Source organism: Roseibium sp. Sym1, assembly GCF_027359675.1.
Lineage (GTDB): Bacteria > Pseudomonadota > Alphaproteobacteria > Rhizobiales > Stappiaceae > Roseibium.
This window is the reverse complement of the sequence record NZ_CP114786.1, coordinates 4,619,874-4,640,336: the sequence shown is the minus strand read 5'-3', so window position 1 is coordinate 4,640,336 and position 20,463 is coordinate 4,619,874. Positions and strand designations below refer to the sequence as shown.

Below are 20,463 nucleotides of genomic sequence, written 5' to 3'. Positions count from 1 at the left end.
GACTGCGATCGAACCGTCGACCGATTGGAACAATGGCACGAAAAATAGTGTCGCCTTGTAAAAAATCCCCAAAGCGGAACTGCGAATCCGTTGAATGGGAGTGAGCCACGGCAAACCCCGAATGTCGAAACCTTTCTGCCCTGCGGATATGCCATGGCGCAATTCCGGTGCCGGGACCTTGGCCGGACCTGGAACACAAGGGAGGCGGCCGTGTTGCGGCTGACTGTCCAGGACCCGGACAGCCTGGGTGCCGGCGAGAATGGTCCCGGACCCGGCGCCTTGGAGGCGCGCGACAGTCTCGGCCGGATGACATCGTCGGAGGAGACACCAATGTCCTTTGTCGTCGTCGCCACCACCCAACAGGATGCGGACACGCATTGCAGGCGCCCCGGTTATGTTGAGAAGGAGCCAGCCACTGGACCGGAGTGCCCGGTCCCCCTACATGCTTATGCAGAAACCTGTTATGCCAGACGCCATGACCGCCACATCTTCCATTTTTGAGTTCGACAATTCCTACGCCCGGGACCTGCCCGGATTTTACGTGACCTGGGAAGGCGCGAAGGTTCCCGCGCCCGAACTGGTGCTGTTCAACAGAGCGCTGGCTGAGGAGCTCGGCCTCGAGGCGGACGCACTCGAAACGCCGAAAGGTGCAGAAATCTTTGCGGGTGTCCGTTTGCCGAACGGCGCTTCTCCGCTGGCCCAGGTCTATGCCGGACACCAGTTCGGCGGTTTCTCGCCTCAACTTGGCGACGGCCGGGCCCTTCTCCTCGGCGAGGTGGTCGACCGGCACGGCAAACGGCGGGACATCCAGCTGAAAGGCTCGGGCCCCACGCCGTTCTCACGCGGCGGCGACGGCAAGGCCGTGATCGGACCTGTCCTGCGGGAATATGTCCTCGGCGAGGCCATGCATGCACTCGGAGTTCCCACGACACGCGCGCTTGCCGCCGTCAGCACCGGAGAGACCATCTACCGTGATGGCCCGAAACCCGGCGCGGTGCTGACCCGCGTCGCGGCCAGCCATCTCAGGGTCGGCACATTCCAGTATTTTGCCGCCCGCGGCGAGACCGACAAGGTGCGCCAGCTCGCGGATTACGCGATCACACGTCACGATCCGGACCTTGCCGGCGCCGAGGATCGGTACCTCCACCTCTTCCGGCGCGTGATCGAGCGCCAGGCGGCACTGGTCGCCCGATGGGTCCTCGTTGGCTTCGTTCACGGGGTCATGAACACGGACAACACCGCCATTTCCGGCGAAACCATCGACTATGGCCCCTGCGCGTTCATCGATGCCTATGACCCGGCGGCGGTGTTCAGTTCCATCGACCATGGCGGCCGCTATGCCTTTGGCCGGCAGCCCGCGATCATGCAATGGAACCTCGCCCGTCTCGCCGAGGCTCTTCTGGCCCTGATCGAACCCGAAGATCTCGACAAGGCCGTGGAGTTGGCCAGCGCTGAACTCGGCCGCTTTCCAGACCTCTACAAGACCCATTGGCTCGATGGCATGCGCGCCAAGCTCGGACTGCAGACCGAAACCGGCGACGACCAGGCGCTGTTCGAGGATCTTCTGTCGGTGATGCACCAGCAGGGCGCCGATTACACGCTGTGTTTCCGCCGGCTATCCGATGCAGCAACCGGGTCGCCAGAGCCGTTGCGGGACCTGTTTGTCGACCCGACAGCGATCGATCCCTGGCTGGCTCGCTGGAACCGGAGACGTGCGCAGGAAGGACTTCCTGCCGAGCAGGTCAAGACCGCCATGGATGGTGCAAACCCACTCTACATACCGCGCAACCACAAGGTGGAAGAGGCTCTGGAAGCCGCCGAGAATGGCGACTTTGCACCGGTCAGGGCGCTGCTTCAGGTGCTCGCGTCCCCGTTCAGGGAGCAGCCCGGTCAAGAGGCTTATGCAGACCCCGCACCGGACAGTTTCGGTCCCTACCGGACGTTCTGCGGAACCTGACACGGTCCCAAACCAGTCATTTTCACCGCAAAGAACAATCAGACGCTGAACCGCCAGCACATTGTCATTCAGCAGCGGTGTGCTAACCTCACCTAAGGGAAGATACGTACCCAGGGTGGAGCACTTCACTCATGCGATTTAGTTCAAGAGTTTTCCAGGGCGTTGTCGTGGCGCTTTTGTTTGCTGCGCTGTCATCCATACCGACCGCAGATGTCCGTTTCATTGGGAGTCCGCCTGAGGCACTCGTTGAAACAGGCACTTGATCTGCCTGGAGGAGCAAAAACATGAACCCCATCCCCTCTCTTCTTGCATCCGTGGTGCTCTCAACTGCCGTACTGGCTCACGCCTCGCAGGCACAGGACACCGGTTTGCCGCCACTTACTCCAGATGATCTGCAGTTTTCGGCAAGCAACATGGACACCTCCGTTGATCCGGGAGAGGATTTCTATCGCTACGCGTCAGGCAAGTGGCTTGACCGGGTCGAGCGACCGGAAGACAAGGCGCGCTGGGACATCTTTACGATTATTGGCGAACGGCTGATCAAGCAGCTTGCGATCGTTGCCGAAACAGCCGGCGAAACATCCGCGGACGCGCCGAAGGGAAGCAACACGCAACTCGTTGGCGACTTCTACAAGGCCTACATGAATGTCGAGGCGATGGAGGCCGCCGGGATCGAGCCGGTCCGCGCTGAACTGGATCGGATCGACGAGATTCACTCGCTTGAGGATCTGACGCGGTTCATGGCCGAACAGGCAAGTACTTCGGGTCCGGCCCTGTTTGCGATTTTCGCACCGAGCGCGGATCCGCAAGACAGCAAGCACTTCGCGATCTTCTCCGCCGGTCCCTCCTTTGCCGTCGAAGACCATCATCTTGAACTGTTACGCAACAAGGAGGGCGACCCGCGCATACCGGCGTACCGCACCTACGTGACGGAAATCATGAAAATTGAAGGTTACAGCGAAGAGGAATCCGACCGGATTGCGGATATCACCCTCCGGATCGAAAGCGCACTTTACGAGGGCATGCTGACGCCGGAAGAAGGCAATGACCCTCGAAACCGTTACGGCAAGCTGGGCTTCGACGAAGTGCAAGCCCAGGTCCCGGAGTTCGACCTGGATGCCTATTTCAGGATTGTCGGCTTTGACATTCCTGAAACGGTCTATCTGTTTGAACCACGCGCGCTGCCGGTGCTCTCGAAACTCCTGAAGGAAACTCCGCTTGACGACCTGAAGGACTACGCCGCCTTCCGTGTCATCAACAAATACAAGCAGTTCCTGACCCCGGCCTTCGAGGAACCGGTCAAGGACTTCAATCTTGTCCTGACCGGCGCCAGGCAGGATCGCCCCCGCCAGGAGCACATGTATGATCTCCTGAAAGAAAATCTCGGCCAGCCCGCCAGCAAACTCTTTGTCGAAACCTACTATTCCGACGAAACCAGGGCCGAAGTTCTGGACATGGTCGAACGCATTCATGCCAAGTTTCGCGAGCGGGTCGAGACTCGGGACTGGTTGTCGGAAGATACCCGCGCCGAGGCCCTGAAAAAGATCGACAGCTTCTATTAAAAGGTCGGCTATCCCGACCATTGGGTCGATTATTCCAGTCTCGAGATCGGAGCCGATCCCGTTGCGAACATGCGCAATCTTGGCACCTTTTCATTGAACCGCATGCTCGACAAGATCACCAGGCCGGTCGAACACGAGGAATTCAACACCCAGTCGACACTGCCGATCGTCATCAATGCCGCCTACACGCCTTCCATCAACGGCTTCGAGGTCAACGCGGCCATCACCCAGCCGCCGGCCTACAGCCACGACATGGACGCCCCCTTGCGCTTCTGCCGGATCGGCGCGGTCATCGGTCACGAAATGACCCATGGATTTGACAGCGGAGGCCGCCGCTACGACGCGGAGGGCAACTTCCGCGACTGGTGGACGGCGGAAGACGCGCAGGCCTTCGACGCGGAGGCGCAGAAGCTGATCGACCAGGCGAATGCCTTCGAGGTCCTGCCCGGGCTGCAGGCCAACGGCGAGTTGAATGTCCGCGAAAACATGGCCGATGTCGGCGGCATCACCCTGGCCTATGAAGCACTGGAGGACTATCTGGCCGAACACCCGGAAGAAAATGTCGAGATCGACGGAATGTCACCGGCCGAGCGCTGCTTTGTCGGCTGGGCACAGTTCTGGACGGCCAAGACTTCGGAGCAACTGTTGCGCATGCTGGTCGCCGGCGATGGCCATCCGCCGAGCTCCTACCGTGCCGTCTCGGCGCTTCAGCACGTCGATGCCTTCTACGATACATTCGGCATCGAGGAAGGTGATCCGATGTGGCTGCCGCCGGAAAAGCGCGTGAACGCATGGTAGGTCTTCCGAAGTTCACCTTTGATCACATTGATCAGATAAGCTGCTTGATATGCCTGACCAGCGGTTTCAGAAAATCGCGATCTTTCCAGTACCTCGTATGGCTGAACGGCGTGATGCCGGAAAAGAATCCGGCATTAATCTGTCTGTCTTTGACGAGACGCTTGTAGTCTTCACTCAGTGTTTGCAATGGCCAACCAAGAACGTCGTCTTTGTCATAGTAGTTCTCCCAGCGAAAATTTTCGTTTGGCCTGGGAATGGGCCTGATGCGGTCGGACGGGTGACCGGCGACAAAAACGGGAATGTTGCAGCCGGTGGTGAACAAACGCTCGACCGTCCTTCCCCGGCAGACCTTCTCCTCTTCCGTCGACAGAGTCGGTGGCACAGACCAGATACCGTTTTTCGGAGTGCCGTCCTTGAGGGCGTCCCAGAGATAATTGGACAGGACTTGCCCGCCGAGAGACTGCGCCACGACAACGATTGGCGCATCGGCCCCATTCAGCTGAAAGAGCCGACGAAACGCGTTGAGGATCTCCTTCTGAGCCAGATAATAGGGACTTTCTGTCCCTTCCTTCCGGGATTCCAAGCTCGCAGCATCACAGAATCCGTAAAGCACGAACTGTCGCAATTCCAGCCAGTCGAGCTTTCGCTTCGATTTTGAAAAATAGGCTTCCTCGTGCGGCTGCAGAATATCCTGATAATAGACCGTAGTAGTTTCCATCCTGGAGCGCTGACTGTTCGACAAGCGATCGCGTACATCTTCGAAAAATTGATCTGCAAATGTTCTCTCAGTTTTTCCCATACCGTGAATGGCAATCAATCCAAGCTTTCCCATGCGATTTCCCCCAAAAGCCAGGGTCAAGACCCCTAAACCGGCAATAACAGGAAAACAGAATAGACAGGCTCGAACAGGCAATGCAATCCAGGAGTATATTGCGGGAACACGCACACATAACGTGCATCTCGCCTTGCTTTTACGACAATTGGCTGTCACCAGCGGTCTGCCGACAATCCGGTCGTGTGTCGCGCCGATCCGTTCCGGTGTTGGGCGACGGATGTGATATTGCACGGACCGCCAACACGGGTCCCCCTACCCGGCCAGCCGCTCGACCAGGAAGTCCATTTCGCTTTCCAGCGTGCCTTCACCCAGCCCGACAAACCGGGCCTCCAGGCTGATGGTGACAAGGCCGTGCACAGCGGCAAAGCACGTGCGCGAACGGGCCGCCAGGGCCTCCTCGCCGAGATCCGGGTTCAGAAGGCGCAGGGGCGTGGCAATGAAACCGAGCAGGGCGATATTCTCCTGGATATGCCATTCCGGCACCGGCTTGCCGTCCGGCACCTGGTGGCTGAAAAGGGTGATCCAGAGGTTCCTGTTGGCGCGGGCAAACTCCAGATAGGCCTGCGCCAGAACCTTGAGCTGCGCCAGCGGATCATCGATCTCCTCCACCGCCTCGCCCATCACTTCCTTGATACGTGCCAGCGTGACGGAATTGACGGCGATCAGCAGCGCGTCCAGATCGGCGAAATGCTTGTAGACCGATCCGACCGAGTAACCGGCGTCCGCGGCAATGTTGCGGATATTGACCGCGTCCATGCCCCCTGCCTCAACCGCGGCAGTGGCTGCCTCCAGCACCCGCCGGCGCGTTTCTTCGCTCTTTGCTTTCTGCAGTCCCGCCATTCCGGCACACCTTCTAAAAGTGAACTCTGTTCATTTTTTTCTTGACCTAACCTGATTGTTATGGCTTTGTCAAATAGTGAACGGTGTTCACTTTTAGGGAGAGACCATGTTTGAACCATTCATGACCCAATTGAGGACGTTGCTCCAGGGCAGCTTCCCGGCTGGTGACACCCGGCCATCCCGGGCGGCGCTTGCCGTCAACCTGCGTGAAGCCGCCGCTTCCGTCCGTGCCGCCCGGATTGCCCTGGCGCGTGCCCGGGCCGAACAGCAGCAGGACCGCAAGCGTCTGCAACAGATCAGGGCCTCCATCGAGGACCTGGAAAACCGCGCCAGAAACGCGTTGCTGAAGGGAAGCGAGGCACTCGCACGGGAAGCCGCGGAAGCCATCGCCTTGCTCGAAGACGAGAAGGCCGCGCTGGAGACCGCGACAACCGCTTTCGACGAGGACCTTGCGGCGCTCACGGAGACATTGCACCGGGCGCAGTCGCGCCTTCGGGCCCTGAAGCGCGGCGAACGCAGTGTCGATGTGCGTGCCCACGTCCTCAAGGCCCAGTCCTTCGATACGGGCCAGGGCCAGTCGGCGCTGGCCGCCGCCGAAACCTGTCTGGAGGACATCCGCCACCAACAGGAGCGTGACCGGCTTGCGGAACGCGAATATGCGGCGCTGGCCGTCGCGGACCGTCCCGAGGTCCTGATCGAGAAACTGGGAGACGCCGGCTGCGGCGCCCCCGTGAAGACCCGTGCCGATGACGTCCTGGCGCGGTTGAAATCGGACCTTCCCTGCCTGCTTGAAGCAAACCGTTGAGAAAGGACCATCCCATGCAGGAACCGACGATCAAGCATTCCAACAACTGGATGTTCTTCACCGCCGCCAGCTTCGGCGTCGCCGCCATCATGATGGCGCTCGGCATCTACAACCTGGAAGCCAGCTTTTCCGCCAAGGGCTTCTACGCCATGTCGGCGATCATGCTGGTGCACACCGCCGTAACCCTGACGAAGACACTCAGGGACCGCGACGAGGCGGACAAGTTCTACAACCGCCTGGAAGACGCCAAGACCGAAAAGCTGCTGATGGATGTCAGCAAGTCGGACAACGTCTGATCTGACCCCGAGACATTGACGGGTCCCGGCCCCCTGCCGGGATCCGGATCGGAAGACACGGACGGAACGCCCTCTGGCGTCTCCGAAGGAGGAACGCATGTCCACAACCCTGATGACGTCCAGGCGCTTTGCCCCGCTTTTCTGGACCCAGTTCCTGTCGGCATTCAACGACAACTTCCTGAAAAACGCGCTGGTGTTCCTGATGCTGTTTGAGGTCGCGTCCGCGCAGACCGGCGCCCTGATCGCGCTTGCGGGAGCCGTGTTCATCGCACCTTTCCTGTTCCTGTCCGCGCTCGGCGGCGAGTTGGCGGACCGTCACGACAAGGCGCGGCTGGCCCGGATCACGAAAGGCGTGGAGGTGGGCGGCGCGGTCATTGCGGTTGCCGGCATGAGCCTCGGGTCGCTGCCTCTTCTGTTTCTTGCCCTGTTCGTGTTCGGTGCCATGTCCGCCCTGTTCAGCCCGGCCAAATACGGCCTGTTGCCCGATCATCTTGCGCCGTCGGACCTGCCGCGCGCCAATGCCTGGGTGGAGGCCGGAACGTTTCTGGCGATTTTGTGCGGTACCATTTCCGCCGGCCTGCTGTTCGCGGCCGAGGCCCCGGCCCTTGTCTTCGCACCGCTCATGATCGCCCTGGCGCTGGCCTGCTACGCCTGCAGCCGGCAGATCCCGGCAGCCGCCGCCGCGGCACCCGATCTCAAGATCGACTGGAATATAGCCACCTCAACGTGGCGTGTCCTGGCGGATCTTGCCGCGGACCGGCGCCTGTTTCGCGTCGCCCTGATGAATGCCTGGTTCTGGCTGGTCGGCGCCATGGTGCTGTCGATCCTGCCGGTTCTGGTCAAGACCCACCTGGGCGGTGACGAAACCGCGGTGACCTGGTTCCTGACCGTCTTCGCCGTCTCGATCGGGATCGGTTCGGCCCTGGCTGCCTGGCTGTCCGCCGGACGGGTCGTGTTGCTGCCGGCCCCGGTGGCAACCGCCCTGATGGCCTTGTTCTGTCTTGACGCGGCTTTTCTCGTGGCCGGCCTTGAAACCTTCACGCCGACAGGATCGCTGACCGAATTTCTCGCCCGGGAGGGCGTCCTGCGCCTGAGCATCGACATGGCCGGTCTCGCGATTTCCGGCGGCCTGCTGGCGGTGCCGACCTTTACCGCCCTGCAGACCTGGGCCGACCCGAAGGTTCGTGCCCGGCGCCTGGCCGCGACCAATGCGCTTGGAGCAGCCTTGATGACCCTTGGCGGCCTCGCCCTTGCCGGGGCACAGAAGGTCGGCGTTTCCACACCGGCCATCCTGGCGGCCCTGGCCGTGTTGAATGCCCTTGCCTGCACGGCAATGCTGAAGTTCCTGCCGACCAGCCCGCTCAGGGATCTGGTCTCCATCATCTACCGCGCGGTGTTCCGCATGGAGGTCCGGGGGCTTGAAAACCTGGAGAAGGCCGGTGAAGCACCGATCCTGGCCCTGAACCATGTCAGTCTCCTTGATGCCGGCCTTGCCCTGACGCTGACCGACAAGGCACCCACCTTCGCGGTGGACCACGGCATTGCCCAGCGCTGGTGGGTGAAACCCTTCCTGCGCATCGCCAACGCCCTGCCGATCAACCCGGCCAAGCCGATGGCCACGCGCACGCTGATCAGGGTGGTCAGTTCCGGCGAACCCATGGTGATTTTCCCCGAAGGCCGCCTGACGGTCACAGGCAGCCTGATGAAGATCTATGACGGTGCCGCCATGGTCGCCGACAAGACCGGCGCGATGATCGTGCCTGTCCGCATCGACGGACTGGAACGCACGCCGTTTTCCTACCTGAAGTCCGGTCAGATCCGAAAAAACTTGTTTCCGAAAGTGAAGGTGACCATCATGGAACCGAGAAAACTCAGCCTGCCCGACGATCTGAAAGGCCGCAAACGGCGTGCCGCCGCCGGTGCCAAACTCTACAAGACCATGTCGGACTTGATGTTCAGAACCAGCCTGGAAAGCAACCGGACCATTCTGGAACAGGTCATCGCGACCGCCCGTGACCGCGGCAATTCGACAACAGCCCTGGAAGACCCGGTGGCCGGCACGCTCAGCTACGGCAAGCTGCTGACCGGTGTGGCTGTTCTTGCCCGCACGATCCGCAGGCGGACGAAGGGCGAGGAGACGATCGGCCTCCTGTTGCCGAATGCCAATGGTGCGGCCGTCGCCTTTCTGGCCACCATGTCTGCCGGCAAGGTGCCCGCAATGCTCAATTTCACCGCCGGCCAGGAGAACATCCTGTCGGCTTGCCGGGCAGCCAAGGTCAAAACGGTATTCTCGTCACGGGCCTTCATCAAGCAGGCCAGGCTGGAGCAACTGGTCGACGGGTTGAAAGATCATGTCCGCATCGTCTGGCTGGACGAGGTGCGCACCGAAATCGGCCTGTTGGACAAATTGCGCGGCCTGGCGACCCGTACCCGCCCGCTGGTCCCCCAAGAGGCCGAGGACACTGCGGTGATCCTGTTCACCTCCGGATCCGAGGGCAAGCCCAAGGGGGTGGTGCTGACCCACAGGAACATTCTGGCCAATGCCGCACAGGCCGCAGCCCGGATAGATTTCACGCCTTCGGACAAGGTGTTCAACGTCCTGCCGATGTTCCATTCCTTCGGCCTGACGGCCGGGACCATCCTGCCGCTGACCTCCGGCGTTCCGGTCTATCTCTATCCCTCGCCGCTGCATTACAGGATCGTGCCGGAGTTGATCTACGCCTCCAACGCCACCATCCTGTTCGGCACGGACACGTTCCTGAACGGCTATGCGCGCACGGCGCATGCCTATGACTTCCGGTCCCTGCGCTACTGTTTTGCCGGTGCCGAACCGGTCAAGCCGTCAACCCGGGAAACCTACATGGAAAAGTTCGGTCTGCGCGTCCTGGAAGGCTACGGCGTCACCGAAACGGCCCCCGTGATTGCCCTGAACACACCGATGTTCAACAAGCCGGGAACCGTTGGACAACTGATGCCCGGAATGGAGGCCCGACTGGAGCCGGTGCCCGGCGTCGAAGGCGGCGGCCGCCTGTTCGTCTCCGGTCCCAACGTGATGGTCGGCTATCTGACCGAGGACAATCCTGGCGTCGTCGCACCGCTCGTCGATGGCTGGCACGACACGGGCGACATCGTCGAGATCGATGCCGAGGGCTATCTCGTCATCAAGGGCCGGGCCAAGCGGTTCGCCAAGATCGGAGGCGAGATGGTGTCCCTCGCGGCCGTCGAGGCACTGGCCGGGCAGATCTGGCCGGAACACCTGTCTGCCGTGGCCGCGATCAAGGACGACCGCAAGGGCGAAAAGCTCGTGCTGATCACAGAGAACCCCGAGGCCGACCGTGCCGCCTTTGTGGCAGGGGCCAAGGAACGCGGTGCCCAGGACCTGATGATCCCCGCCGAAGTCCGTGTCGTCGAAGGCGTACCGGTTCTTGGATCCGGCAAACTCGACTTTGCCGGCATCAACCGGCTGGTCGAACAGGGCGCTGGCGTGAAGAGCGCCGCCTGATCAAGTCCCCGTCCCGGACATGCCATGTCCGGGACGGGGGACACTTGCGGGGGCACGTTTCTCCGTCAAGCGGGAACGGCCACCTCGTCCTTCGCTCTTTCCACCGCCGCAACGAGCCTGTCGACATCGTCCTGACGGGTCGACCAGTTCGACACGCTGATGCGAAAGCCTTTCCTGCCCTTCCAGGAGGCCTGGCCGAACCAGGCCTCCCCGGAAGACTGGACATGTTCCGCGATCCGGGCACAGGCCTCCTCATCGTCCGGGAGGGTCGCGAATACCTGGTTGAAATGCACCTGATGCGGAACCTCGAAGCCGAGACCGCGCAGGTCTCGCGCAATCCGCACGGCATGCCCGTGGAACCGGTCAACCATCTCCGCCACGCCCGTGCGTCCCAGCGACAGCAGCGCGGCCCAGGTTTCGGCCCCGCGGGCAGACCGGCTGAATTCCGGCGCCCGCATGGCCGGGTTGGCCGCGGTTTCCGGCAGATAGGCGGCCCCGATCGCCATCGACGCCTGCATCTCTTCCGGGTGACGGCACATCGCCAGCCCGGAATCATAGGGGGTGTTGAGGGTCTTGTGGCTGTCGACGACCCAGCTGTCTGCCTTCTCCAGTCCGGACAATGCCACGTTCAGGGACGGGCTGGTGCGGGCCCACAGGCCGAACGCGCCGTCGACATGCAGCCAGGCGCCGGCCTGACGGCACCGCTCACCCAGTTCGTCAAAGGGATCGAAGGCCCCCGTGCAGACATTGCCGGCCTGGGCAAGAACCAGCGTGCGTTCGTCAAGCTCGGGCAGGCTGTCGGCGCGCATCCGCCCTTCCTCATCGGTTGGTACCCATTCTATGTCCTTCGTGCCAAGTCCCGCCATGCGCACGGATTTCAGCACGGTTGCATGAATTTCCGCGCTGGCGACGATGCGCAGTTTCGGAGCCCCGAAGAGACCGTCCCCCCGTTGATGTCCGAGCCGGGCCAGCAACGCGTCGCGGGCCGTCACCAGCAACGTCATGTTGGCCATGGTCGCCCCGGTGGTAAATGCCCCGTCCGTTTCCGCAGGCAGGGCCAGAAGATCCCTGATCCAGGAAATCGCAGCCTCCTCCATCCGGATCACGGACGGTCCGGTAAGATCATCGGCAGTCTGGTCCCAGGCGGACAGCAAGGCGCGGGCGGCCGAGGCCGCCGGCAACGCGCCGCCGATCACATAACCGAAATAGCGGCCTGCGGCGGACGCGACCGTGCCCTCCCCGCCAACCGTCTCCATAAGATCCAGGATGGCTTCCACGTCGAGGCCGTTGTCCGGAAGATCCGGAGCCAGGGCACCAAGACGGTGGACATCCGGATTGACCTGGCGTTCCTTGAGCGTTCTGAGATAGCGTGCGCCGCGATCCGCCCCGCTGGAAAAGGCTTCCGCCTGAAGATCAAGAAGGCTAGTTTGCATGGTCTGTTCGCCAATCCATATTGAAGAGTATCTATATAGATGAATATCAATATAGATGTGAAGTCAAGCGCCACGGCCATGTCTGCCCTGTCGAGCCCCGTCCGGCTGCAGATCCTTTTGTGGCTGCTCGATCCCCGGCCCCATTTTCCACCTCAGCGGGACGGCGACCTCGTCGATGACGGCGTCTGCGTCGGCTTCATCACGGACAAGGTCGGCCTGAGCCAGCCGACCGTCAGTTCGCACATGAAGAAACTGTCGGAAGCTGGCCTGGTGAGCGGCAAGAGGATCGGCAACTGGATGTTCTACAAGCCCGACCGGCAGAAGCTCTCCGAGCTCGGGCTGTCCCTGACGTCTGCCTCCGAAACCGGCACCTGATCCTTGTTGCCACCGGCATTTCGGCACCCGAACCGCTTGCCTGAAGGGATGGCTTGCGGTGGCACGACTTCACGGATTAGTCTCGCGCCAGCGACCGTTGCGGCCCCTTGTTTTCATCTCACAGGAAGTTCAGACCATGTCCACGCCCGCCTATGACGACCAAAACGTCTTTGCCAAGATCCTGCGCGGCGAACTGCCGAGCCACAAGGTTTTCGAAGACGACAAGACCCTGGTGATCATGGACATCATGCCCCGCGGCGACGGCCACATCCTGGTGATCCCGAAGGCGCCCTCGCGCAACATTTTCGACATTGCGACCGACGATCTCAATGCGGTGATGGCAACCGTGCAGAAGATGGCAGGTGCAGTGGTCAAGGCCTTCGGCGCGGACGGCACCACGATCCAGCAGTTCTCCGAACCGGCCGGTGGCCAGGTGGTGTTTCACACCCATGTACATGTCATTCCACGCTTTGAAGGCGTGTCGCTGAAGCCGCATACCGGCGCGATGGCCGACAACGACCTGCTCGCCGGCCAGGCGGAAAAGATCCGCGCGGTTCTCACCTGACAAAAAAGCCGCGCCCGCGGCAAGGCGGGCGCGGCCTGGTTTTCCCGCCTGGATGATCAGCCGTCGAACCACCAGCGGCTGCAGGCACGGGCGCCGTCAAGCTCCCAGCTCGCTGCCAGCTGTTCGCCATGCTGAACGTTGCTGCGGCGGGCATAGACGAAGTTTCGGAAGAACGGGATGATCGTGCCGCCGTCATCATGGGCCAGGAGCGCCATTTCACGGTACATCTCTGCCCGTTTGGCGTCGTCCAGTTCCGCCTTGGCCATCAGCAGCAATTCGTTGAAGCGCGGATTTTTCCAGCGGCTCTCGTTCCAGGCGGCATCGTCCTTGTAGGCGAGCGAATACATCACGTCCGGCGTCGGGCGCGCACCCCAGGCAACCACGCAGAACGGTTTTTTCAGCCAGACATCCGAGTAGTAGCCGTCATTGGGCTCCCGCACCACGTTGAGGTTGATGCCCGCCGCCTTGGCGTGCTCCGCATAGAGCACGCACAGGTCGACCGCGCCGGAATAGATCGACTCTGCCGAGGAAATGTTGATGGACAGGCCTTCCGCGCCCGCCTTCTTCAGCAGGGACCTGGCCTGGTCCGGATCATAGTCGTGCTGGGGAATGTCATCGGGCCAGTACGGCATGGCCGGCGAATGGTGGAAGTCGTTCGCCTTGGTCGCCGCCCCGAACGCGATCTTCTGGATGATCTCGTCGCGGTTCATGGCCAGCTTCAGCGCGTTGCGCACGTCCTTGTTGTCGAACGGCGCCGTGTCGCAGAACATCGGCATCGTGATCGTCGAAGCGGACGGCACGTTGTCGATGACCAGGCTCGGATTGCGCTGCAGCAGTCCCATGGTCTTCAGGTCGATCAGCGACACCGCGTCGACATCCCCCGTCACAAGCGCTGTCTGGCGCGCGTTCGGGTCGGCGAGGATGATCAGCTCGACCCCGTCGAAATGAGCCCCGTCCAGATGCCAGCCGTCATGACGTGTCAGGGCGAAGCGGACCCCGAACTCGCCGTCGTCAATCTTGTAGGGGCCGGTGCCGTCGCCGGACTGCCAGTCAATCGTGCCGTCGTCATTCGCCGGACAGATCGCCAGGTGGTAATCGGTCATCAGCCAGGGAAGGTCCGCGTTGCCGGAAGACAGCTTGAAGACCACCGTGTGGTCCCCGTCCTTGACGATATCGGAGACATCCGTCAGCAGAGCCTTGGCGGCCGACGTGGTCTTGTCGCCGCGATGGTGGTTCATGGATGCGATGACATCATCCGCGGTCATCTTCCTGCCGGAGTGGAAGCTGACATTCTCGTTCAGCTTGAAGGTCCATTCCGTGGCATCCGCGTTGGCCGACCATTCGGTGGCAATGTCGGGTCCGAGCGACCCGTCCGGTTCGATCAAGGTGAGGTAGCTTCGGTGCGTGTGCGCCAGCACGATCATGGCGATCGTCAGATAGGTTCCCGGATCGTGGGTGTCTGAGGTGTTGCCGTCGTGGATCCCCACCTTGAACGTGCCGCCCTGCTTGGGCTGTGCCTTGGCGCTCGTTGTCCAAAGGCCCGTCGCGGCCGATGCCGTGACCCCGGCCGCCATGGAATAGTTCAGGAAATCCCGGCGTGAAATGCCACCTGACTGTGCCGCCCGTGCCAGGCGGTCCAGCATGTCCTTGTTCCTGGATTTTCCGGTCATGGTTGAATTACCTCTCCTGTCGATGTCTGCCCTCTAGCGTCGTATTGGTGTTCAAGTCCGATTTTGTGGGATTGTCAGAACTTTCAAGGGTGCTCCATTCGAAGTTTTCTGCTCTAAAAACGTCTTTTCGCCGAAATGGGCGCAAAAATTGCTCGCCGCCCGGGTGTCAGGCAACACCGGCATGAATGGCGGCGTCTTCCTGCTCCTTGGCCATGTTCTGGTCTTCCTGAAGCACTTTCACCACGGCCGGCCGTTCCATGAACCGGTCCGTATAGGCCTTGAACTCCTCCAGTTCCGGCACGATGCCGAAGGCCATGCCCCACCTGAGGCCCATGCCCCAGAGAACGTCGACCGCGGTCATCCGCGCGCCGAGCACAAAGGGGCCGGAGGCAAGCTGCGCGCGCATGTTCTCCATCACCGTGTCGAAGCTGCCGTAGGGCGACATGGATTGCGGCGGTTCCTCGCGTTTCAGCGCCCGGTCAACCAGCGCCGGTTCGAAACAGGAAGCCATATGGACAAACCAGCGCAGGTACGGGCCGCGAAGCGGATCGTTCAACGAGGGTGTCAGTCCGTTGTCCGGAAAGAGATCGGCAAGATAGAGATAGATCGCCACCTGTTCGGTGATCACCGCCGGACCGTGACGCAGTGCCGGCACTTTCCCCGCCGGATTGACGGCGAGGTAATCCGGGCGCCTGTTTTCGCCCAGCTTGAAATTCAAGACGTTGAGTTTGTAGGGCGCGCCGAGTTCCTCCAGAAGGACACGTACACCGGTTGCCCTTGTTTGCGGCGCGTAGAACAGTTCCACCTGGTCGGCCATTGTCCTCTCCTTACGCAGGATTGCGGTTCCCTTTCCGACAACTTACCGCATCCCGTTTGCCGCAGCCACAGGCTGTCTCGATCCGTCGACGATCCGGACCCGGAGACGTCAGTCGCGTTTTGCCACGACATGCGCCCAACGTCTTGCTGCTGACCGGGCTCAAGGGGGGCGTGCTGGTGTGCCGCGGAAGCTGCCCAGACAGGTCACGAACCACGAGGGCTGCAGAAGTCAGCCGAGACCCGAGAGAGCGTTGAGGCCAAACCAGCCGGCGATGAGAAACGCTTCCGCAGCCAGAACGCCGACAATGACCCGCTGCTTCGAGAGCAGAAATGCGGCAAAGCCGACCCCGGCGGCGGCCAACCTCAGCGAAAGCGGTGTCTCGGCAAGCATGCCTTGCGGAAACAGGATCAGCTTGGAAATGACGCCCGCGACCAGCGCGGTCGCCACACAGCGTACCCAGATCAGCAGTTCGCCGTCCTCGCGCAACCTGCCGCCGGCGAAAACGCCCAGCCAGCGCCAGATGTCGGTTGCCAGCCAGCCGGCGACCAGGATCATCACGAACGGCCACCACCAGGTGTCGCCGTGTCCCGCGGCGCTCATCAACCCGTCCATCAGCCAAGCCCCCGTCGCAGGACACGTGTACCCAGATAGGCGACCGTGCCACCGGCAAGCCCGGTCCACAGCAGGTCAAGGCCCGGCAGATAAAGGAAAAACAACGGTCCCAGCACCAGGCCTGCGGCCATGGCCACCTTGTCCGCATTGACCCGTGCCGCGCCCCAGAGCGAACACAGGAAATAGACCGGTGTCAGCAGCACGAGGGCTCCGGCGACCATGTCCGGCAGGCGCTCGACCAGCAGATAGGCCAGCCCCGTCATGCAGAACACGAACAGGGTCACCGCGCCGCCGAAACCGACAAAGAAAGGCAAGCGCCCTTCCCGCTTCATTTCCGGCAGGTTCTTCATGGCAAAGACCCACGCAGTCACGGCCACGAAGTGGGAGGCGATCAGCAATTGCCAGGTTCTGGTCTTGCCGGGCACCTTGACCAACGGCATCAGCGCCATGGTCATCGGCATCAGCCGGACGGAGGCAAGCGCCACGGCGATTCCCGCCGGAATCAGTCCCATGCCCGATGACAGCGCACCGGTCAGCACGACAATCGACGGCAAAGCCCAGATCAAGCCGGTCATGGCCAGCGTTTCGGCCAGTGTCAGTCCGGTCTCCCGGGCAAGTCCCGCATAGCCGACAAAGGCGGCCGTCAGGATGAGGGCGGGAATCGACACCGCCGCGCGTGCACCACGCGCCATCCAGATCCGCGCGGATTCCGGCGGGTCTTCTGGCGCTGGCGTGGGCGCGGACCGGGTTGAGGCAGTCATGGCGCTAAACTCAAGGGTTGGGATTTAGTAAGGAAGCCTTACCTTTTCGAGATGAGCCTGTCCAGTGCTCCGAAGGGCAAATGGCGCGTTACACCGACCGCGTCAGCCCGCCATCGATGCGAATGTTCTGCCCGGTCAGGTACGCCGCCGCGTCGCTGGCGAGATAGGAAATCAGGCTGGAGACCTCGTCGGCGCGGCCATAGCGGCCCATCGGGATGCGCGCCAGGCGGTCGTCCTTTTCCGGCAGGCTGTCGATGAATCCCGGAAGCACGTTGTTCATGCGCACGTTTTCCGCCGCGAACTTGTCGGAAAAGAGCTTGGCGAAGCTGGCCAACCCGGCGCGGAACACCCCTGAAGTCGGGAACAGCGGATCCGGTTCGAAGGTGGCGAAGGTGGAAATGTTGATCACGGCACCGCCGCCTTGCGCGGCCATGACCGGTGCAACCAGCCGGCTGGGCCGGACAACACTCATCAGGTAGTAATCCATTCCGAGATGCCAGTCCTCGTCGGAAATCTCCAGAATGTCCCCTTTGGGCCCGTGACCGGAGGAATTCACAAGAACATCAATTCTGCCAAAGGCCTCCAGGGATTTGTGCACAAATGACTTCAGGTCTTCATTGACCAGGTTGGACCCGGTGAACCCCAGTCCTCCAAGCTCGCCCGCCAGCGCCTCCCCCTTTCCGGACGAGGACAGGATCGCAACCTGGAACCCGTCCGCTGCAAGGCGCCGCGCAGCGTCGGCCCCCATGCCGGACCCGCCGGCCGTGATCAGAGCCACCTTCTTGTCGGTCATCTGTTTTCTCCCTTTTCTCGCCTAAAACAGCTAGGCGGTCGGAACTGCAACCGCAAATGATTTTGCTGAATGAAACGGATCAGCGTCTCGAATGAGTGCCGAGGCCCCTCATCCTGCTGCACGGCAATACAGCCGGAATATCAGGCGAGGAATGTGCCAGCCCGAACCACGGATTGTTCCTTGCCGGATGTTTCGAGCTGCCTGCCGGAGTTCTTCTGGTTGGCGGCGGGGTGAGACCGCAGCGGAGCGTCGGCCGGGATGGCTAGCCTCCTTGTCGTCCCGCGCGATGCGCAACGAAGCCCCGGCATGACGACATCGGGGTCGGCCGCCCACAAAAAAGCCCCGGATCACTCCGGGGCTCTTGTGACTGCGAAAGGCAGATCAATCGGCCAGCGGCACCTTGGGCACCAGGCTTTTCTTGGCCGTGCCGCCCTTGCCTGACGAAGACTTCGTATCCTTGGCGGCCGCGGCCTTGGCAGCAGGCTTGCGCTTGCGCTTCGGTTTCGGCTTGACGTCCGTCTTGGCCTTGGCCTTGGTCTTCGGTGGCGTTGCACGCTCCTCTATGCTTTCGAGCAACAGACCCTTGCCGTCCTCGGAGACCGACACCTTGACCATGCCGCCTTTCTTGAGCTTGCCGAAAAGGACCTCGTCGGCGAGCGGCCGCTTGATGTGCTCCTGGATGATCCGGCCGAGCGGGCGCGCGCCCATCTGGCTGTCATAACCCTTGTCGGCCAGCCATTTCACGGCATCCTCGGTCAACTCGAAGGTCACGCCGCGGTCTGCAAGCTGGACTTCCAGCTGCATGACGAATTTCTCGACCACCTTGTAGACGACTTCCATCGGCAGGTTGCCGAACGGAATGATCGCGTCGAGGCGGTTGCGGAATTCCGGCGTGAACAGCTTGTTGATCGCCTCGGCATCGTCGCCTTCCCGCTTCACCCGGTTGAAGCCGACCGGCATCTTCGCCATGTCGGCCGCACCCGCGTTGGTCGTCATGATCAGGATGACATTGCGGAAATCGACCTGCTTGCCGTTGTGATCGGTCAGTTTGCCGTGGTCCATGACCTGCAGCAGGATGTTGAACAGGTCCGGATGGGCCTTCTCGATCTCGTCAAGCAGCAGCACGCAATGCGGATGCTGGTCGACGCCATCGGTGAGGAGGCCGCCCTGGTCGAACCCGACATAGCCCGGAGGCGCGCCGATCAGGCGGGAGACGGTGTGCCGCTCCATGTATTCCGACATGTCGAAACGGATCAGCTCGACACCGAGAGACGACGCCAGCTGGCGCGCGACTTCGGTCTTGCCGACACCGGTTGGGCCGGAGAACAGGTAGCTGCCGATCGGCTTGTCAGGCTCACGCAGCCCCGCACGGGCCAGCTTGATCGCCGAGGCCAGCGTGCCGATGGCCTCGTCCTGGCCATAGACAACCCGCTTCAGGTCGGTGCCGAGGTTTTCCAGAACCTCCGCATCGTCCTTGGAGACCGATTTCGGCGGGATCCGCGCCATGGTCGCAATGGTGTTCTCGATCTCCTTGACGCCGATTGTCTTGCGGCGACGCGCTTCGGGCACCAGCATCTGGGAAGCACCCGTCTCGTCAAGGACATCGATCGCCTTATCCGGCAGCTTTCGGTCGGAAATGTATTTCGCTGACAATTCCACAGCGGTCTTGATCGCATCCTGGGTGTAGCGAACCTTGTGGAAGTCCTCGAAATAGGGCTTCAGCCCCTTCAGGATGTCGATGGCATCCGGAATGGACGGCTCGTTGACATCGATCTTCTGGAACCGGCGCACCAGCGCCCGGTCCTTTTCGAAAAACTGCCGGTATTCCTTGTAGGTGGTCGAGCCGATGCAGCGGATCGCTCCGGACGCCAGCGCCGGCTTCAACAGATTGGAGGCATCCATGGCGCCGCCCGAGGTTGCGCCGGCCCCGATCACCGTGTGGATCTCGTCGATGAACATCACCGCGCCCGGATAGTCCTCGACTTCCTTGACCACCTGTTTCAGGCGTTCCTCGAAGTCGCCCCGATAGCGGGTACCAGCCAGCAGCGAGCCCATGTCGAGCGAAAAGATCGTGGCGTCCTTGAGAACATCAGGCACGTCGCCATTGACGATGCGATGGGCAAGCCCCTCCGCGATCGCGGTCTTGCCGACACCCGGGTCGCCGACGAAGAGCGGGTTGTTCTTGGACCGGCGGCACAGGATCTGGATCGTGCGCTGGATCTCGCTGTCGCGGCCGATCAGCGGATCGATCTTGCCCTTCTCGGCCTTCTCGTTGAGATTAACGCAATACGCTTCCAGCGCATCGGTTTTCTGACTGGATTTCTTGTCGGTTTCCGCACCCGGCAGCACGTCTTCCTCTTCCGCGCCGTCAACGGGACGGGTCTCGGACATGCCGGGCCGCTTGGCAATGCCGTGGGAAATGTAATTGACCGCATCATAGCGGGTCATGTCCTGGTCCTGGAGGAAATAGGCCGCGTGGCTCTCGCGCTCCGCAAAGATCGCGACCAGCACGTTGGCGCCGGTCACCTCTTCCCGGCCCGAGGATTGCACATGAATCACGGCACGCTGAATGACACGCTGGAAACCGGCGGTCGGCTTGGAATCCTCGTCGCTGTCGGTAACCAGGTTGTCGAGTTCGGTTTCGATATATTCGACCAGGTTCCGGCGGATCGTGTCCAGATCCACATTGCAGGCCCGCATGACGGCCGCCGCATCCTGATCATCCAGCAGGGCCAGGAGAAGATGCTCCAGGGTTGCATATTCCTGCTGCCGCTCATTGGCGAAGGCCAGAGCCTGGTGAAGCGCTTTTTCAAGACTGCGTGAGAAGGAAGGCACGTGAATT

17 protein-coding genes are annotated in these 20,463 nt (G+C 61.8%); 8 read left to right on the top strand and 9 right to left on the bottom strand.

Annotated features, from left to right (window positions below; all coding sequences use genetic code 11):
- Positions 1-463 precede the first annotated feature (463 nt).
- The 3 genes from O6760_RS21265 (at position 464) to O6760_RS21255 (ending at position 4,317) form a co-directional block, all read left to right on the top strand.
- On the top strand, positions 464-1,957 hold the full coding sequence (locus O6760_RS21265) for a protein adenylyltransferase SelO (protein WP_269581687.1): 1,494 nt from the start codon (positions 464-466) through the stop codon (positions 1,955-1,957).
- Between the two features lie 284 nt (positions 1,958-2,241).
- On the top strand, positions 2,242-3,519 hold the full coding sequence (locus tag O6760_RS21260) for a M13 family metallopeptidase (protein WP_269581686.1): 1,278 nt from the start codon (positions 2,242-2,244) through the stop codon (positions 3,517-3,519).
- Between the two features lie 69 nt (positions 3,520-3,588).
- A complete protein-coding gene (locus O6760_RS21255; RefSeq protein ID WP_269581685.1) occupies positions 3,589-4,317 on the top strand; it encodes a M13-type metalloendopeptidase in 729 nt (242 codons plus the stop codon).
- 31 nt (positions 4,318-4,348) lie between these two features.
- Here O6760_RS21255 and O6760_RS21250 read toward each other — a convergent pair whose 3' ends face one another.
- Together O6760_RS21250 and O6760_RS21245 are read right to left on the bottom strand one after the other, a co-directional pair.
- Complete coding sequence (locus O6760_RS21250) at positions 4,349-5,149, bottom strand: hypothetical protein (protein ID WP_269581684.1); 801 nt, start codon at positions 5,147-5,149, stop codon at positions 4,349-4,351.
- 255 nt (positions 5,150-5,404) lie between these two features.
- A complete protein-coding gene (locus O6760_RS21245; protein ID WP_269581683.1) occupies positions 5,405-5,992 on the bottom strand; it encodes a TetR/AcrR family transcriptional regulator in 588 nt (195 codons plus the stop codon).
- A 106-nt stretch (positions 5,993-6,098) separates the two neighbouring features.
- Between O6760_RS21245 and O6760_RS21240 the strand changes: the two genes are divergently transcribed.
- From O6760_RS21240 to O6760_RS21230, 3 genes are all read left to right on the top strand, one after another.
- Complete coding sequence (locus O6760_RS21240; RefSeq protein WP_269581682.1) at positions 6,099-6,797, top strand: PspA/IM30 family protein; 699 nt, start codon at positions 6,099-6,101, stop codon at positions 6,795-6,797.
- A 14-nt stretch (positions 6,798-6,811) separates the two neighbouring features.
- Positions 6,812-7,093, top strand: a complete 282-nt coding sequence (locus tag O6760_RS21235; RefSeq protein WP_269581681.1) for a YiaA/YiaB family inner membrane protein — start codon at positions 6,812-6,814, stop codon at positions 7,091-7,093.
- Between the two features lie 97 nt (positions 7,094-7,190).
- Complete coding sequence (locus O6760_RS21230) at positions 7,191-10,595, top strand: acyl-[ACP]--phospholipid O-acyltransferase (RefSeq protein WP_269581680.1); 3,405 nt, start codon at positions 7,191-7,193, stop codon at positions 10,593-10,595.
- A 65-nt stretch (positions 10,596-10,660) separates the two neighbouring features.
- Here the strand turns inward: O6760_RS21230 and O6760_RS21225 are convergent, their stop codons facing one another.
- Positions 10,661-12,028, bottom strand: coding sequence for a pyridoxal phosphate-dependent decarboxylase family protein (locus O6760_RS21225; RefSeq protein WP_269581679.1), 1,368 nt, complete (start codon positions 12,026-12,028; stop codon positions 10,661-10,663).
- 39 nt (positions 12,029-12,067) lie between these two features.
- Between O6760_RS21225 and O6760_RS21220 the strand changes: the two genes are divergently transcribed.
- Both O6760_RS21220 and O6760_RS21215 read left to right on the top strand, forming a co-directional pair.
- Entirely contained in the window at positions 12,068-12,403 is a 336-nt protein-coding gene (locus O6760_RS21220) for an ArsR/SmtB family transcription factor (RefSeq protein ID WP_269581678.1), read from the top strand.
- A 136-nt stretch (positions 12,404-12,539) separates the two neighbouring features.
- Positions 12,540-12,968, top strand: coding sequence for an HIT family protein (locus O6760_RS21215; protein WP_269581677.1), 429 nt, complete (start codon positions 12,540-12,542; stop codon positions 12,966-12,968).
- A gap of 56 nt (positions 12,969-13,024) precedes the next feature.
- On the opposite strand, the gene O6760_RS21210 is transcribed toward O6760_RS21215, so the two are convergent.
- The 6 genes from O6760_RS21210 to clpA form a co-directional block, all read right to left on the bottom strand.
- Complete coding sequence (locus tag O6760_RS21210) at positions 13,025-14,638, bottom strand: ABC transporter substrate-binding protein (protein WP_269581676.1); 1,614 nt, start codon at positions 14,636-14,638, stop codon at positions 13,025-13,027.
- A gap of 166 nt (positions 14,639-14,804) precedes the next feature.
- The gene (locus tag O6760_RS21205; protein WP_269581675.1) at positions 14,805-15,455 is read right to left on the bottom strand and encodes a glutathione S-transferase family protein; all 651 of its coding nucleotides are present in this window, start codon (positions 15,453-15,455) and stop codon (positions 14,805-14,807) included.
- A gap of 228 nt (positions 15,456-15,683) precedes the next feature.
- The gene (locus O6760_RS21200) at positions 15,684-16,055 is read right to left on the bottom strand and encodes an AzlD domain-containing protein (protein ID WP_269581674.1); all 372 of its coding nucleotides are present in this window, start codon (positions 16,053-16,055) and stop codon (positions 15,684-15,686) included.
- An 11-nt stretch (positions 16,056-16,066) separates the two neighbouring features.
- Complete coding sequence (locus O6760_RS21195) at positions 16,067-16,828, bottom strand: AzlC family ABC transporter permease (protein WP_269581673.1); 762 nt, start codon at positions 16,826-16,828, stop codon at positions 16,067-16,069.
- Between the two features lie 88 nt (positions 16,829-16,916).
- Positions 16,917-17,621: an SDR family oxidoreductase gene (locus tag O6760_RS21190; RefSeq protein WP_269581672.1), complete on the bottom strand. Its 705-nt coding sequence runs from the start codon at positions 17,619-17,621 to the stop codon at positions 16,917-16,919.
- A 381-nt stretch (positions 17,622-18,002) separates the two neighbouring features.
- Positions 18,003-20,456 (bottom strand): ATP-dependent Clp protease ATP-binding subunit ClpA, encoded by a 2,454-nt coding sequence (clpA, locus tag O6760_RS21185; RefSeq protein WP_269581671.1) that lies wholly within the window; start codon positions 20,454-20,456, stop codon positions 18,003-18,005.
- Positions 20,457-20,463: the final 7 nt, after the last annotated feature.

Bases quoted from the DNA above. Each gene is read 5' to 3' on its own strand.
- O6760_RS21265 (WP_269581687.1), top strand. From the start codon at position 464: ATGCCAGACGCCATGACCGCCACATCTTCCATTTTTGAGTTCGACAAT.
- O6760_RS21260 (WP_269581686.1), top strand. From the start codon at position 2,242: ATGAACCCCATCCCCTCTCTTCTTGCATCCGTGGTGCTCTCAACTGCC.
- O6760_RS21255 (WP_269581685.1), top strand. From the start codon at position 3,589: ATGCGCAATCTTGGCACCTTTTCATTGAACCGCATGCTCGACAAGATC.
- O6760_RS21250 (WP_269581684.1), bottom strand. From the start codon at position 5,149: ATGGGAAAGCTTGGATTGATTGCCATTCACGGTATGGGAAAAACTGAG.
- O6760_RS21245 (WP_269581683.1), bottom strand. From the start codon at position 5,992: ATGGCGGGACTGCAGAAAGCAAAGAGCGAAGAAACGCGCCGGCGGGTG.
- O6760_RS21240 (WP_269581682.1), top strand. From the start codon at position 6,099: ATGTTTGAACCATTCATGACCCAATTGAGGACGTTGCTCCAGGGCAGC.
- O6760_RS21235 (WP_269581681.1), top strand. From the start codon at position 6,812: ATGCAGGAACCGACGATCAAGCATTCCAACAACTGGATGTTCTTCACC.
- O6760_RS21230 (WP_269581680.1), top strand. From the start codon at position 7,191: ATGTCCACAACCCTGATGACGTCCAGGCGCTTTGCCCCGCTTTTCTGG.
- O6760_RS21225 (WP_269581679.1), bottom strand. From the start codon at position 12,028: ATGCAAACTAGCCTTCTTGATCTTCAGGCGGAAGCCTTTTCCAGCGGG.
- O6760_RS21220 (WP_269581678.1), top strand. From the start codon at position 12,068: ATGAATATCAATATAGATGTGAAGTCAAGCGCCACGGCCATGTCTGCC.
- O6760_RS21215 (WP_269581677.1), top strand. From the start codon at position 12,540: ATGTCCACGCCCGCCTATGACGACCAAAACGTCTTTGCCAAGATCCTG.
- O6760_RS21210 (WP_269581676.1), bottom strand. From the start codon at position 14,638: ATGACCGGAAAATCCAGGAACAAGGACATGCTGGACCGCCTGGCACGG.
- O6760_RS21205 (WP_269581675.1), bottom strand. From the start codon at position 15,455: ATGGCCGACCAGGTGGAACTGTTCTACGCGCCGCAAACAAGGGCAACC.
- O6760_RS21200 (WP_269581674.1), bottom strand. From the start codon at position 16,055: ATGAGCGCCGCGGGACACGGCGACACCTGGTGGTGGCCGTTCGTGATG.
- O6760_RS21195 (WP_269581673.1), bottom strand. From the start codon at position 16,828: ATGACTGCCTCAACCCGGTCCGCGCCCACGCCAGCGCCAGAAGACCCG.
- O6760_RS21190 (WP_269581672.1), bottom strand. From the start codon at position 17,621: ATGACCGACAAGAAGGTGGCTCTGATCACGGCCGGCGGGTCCGGCATG.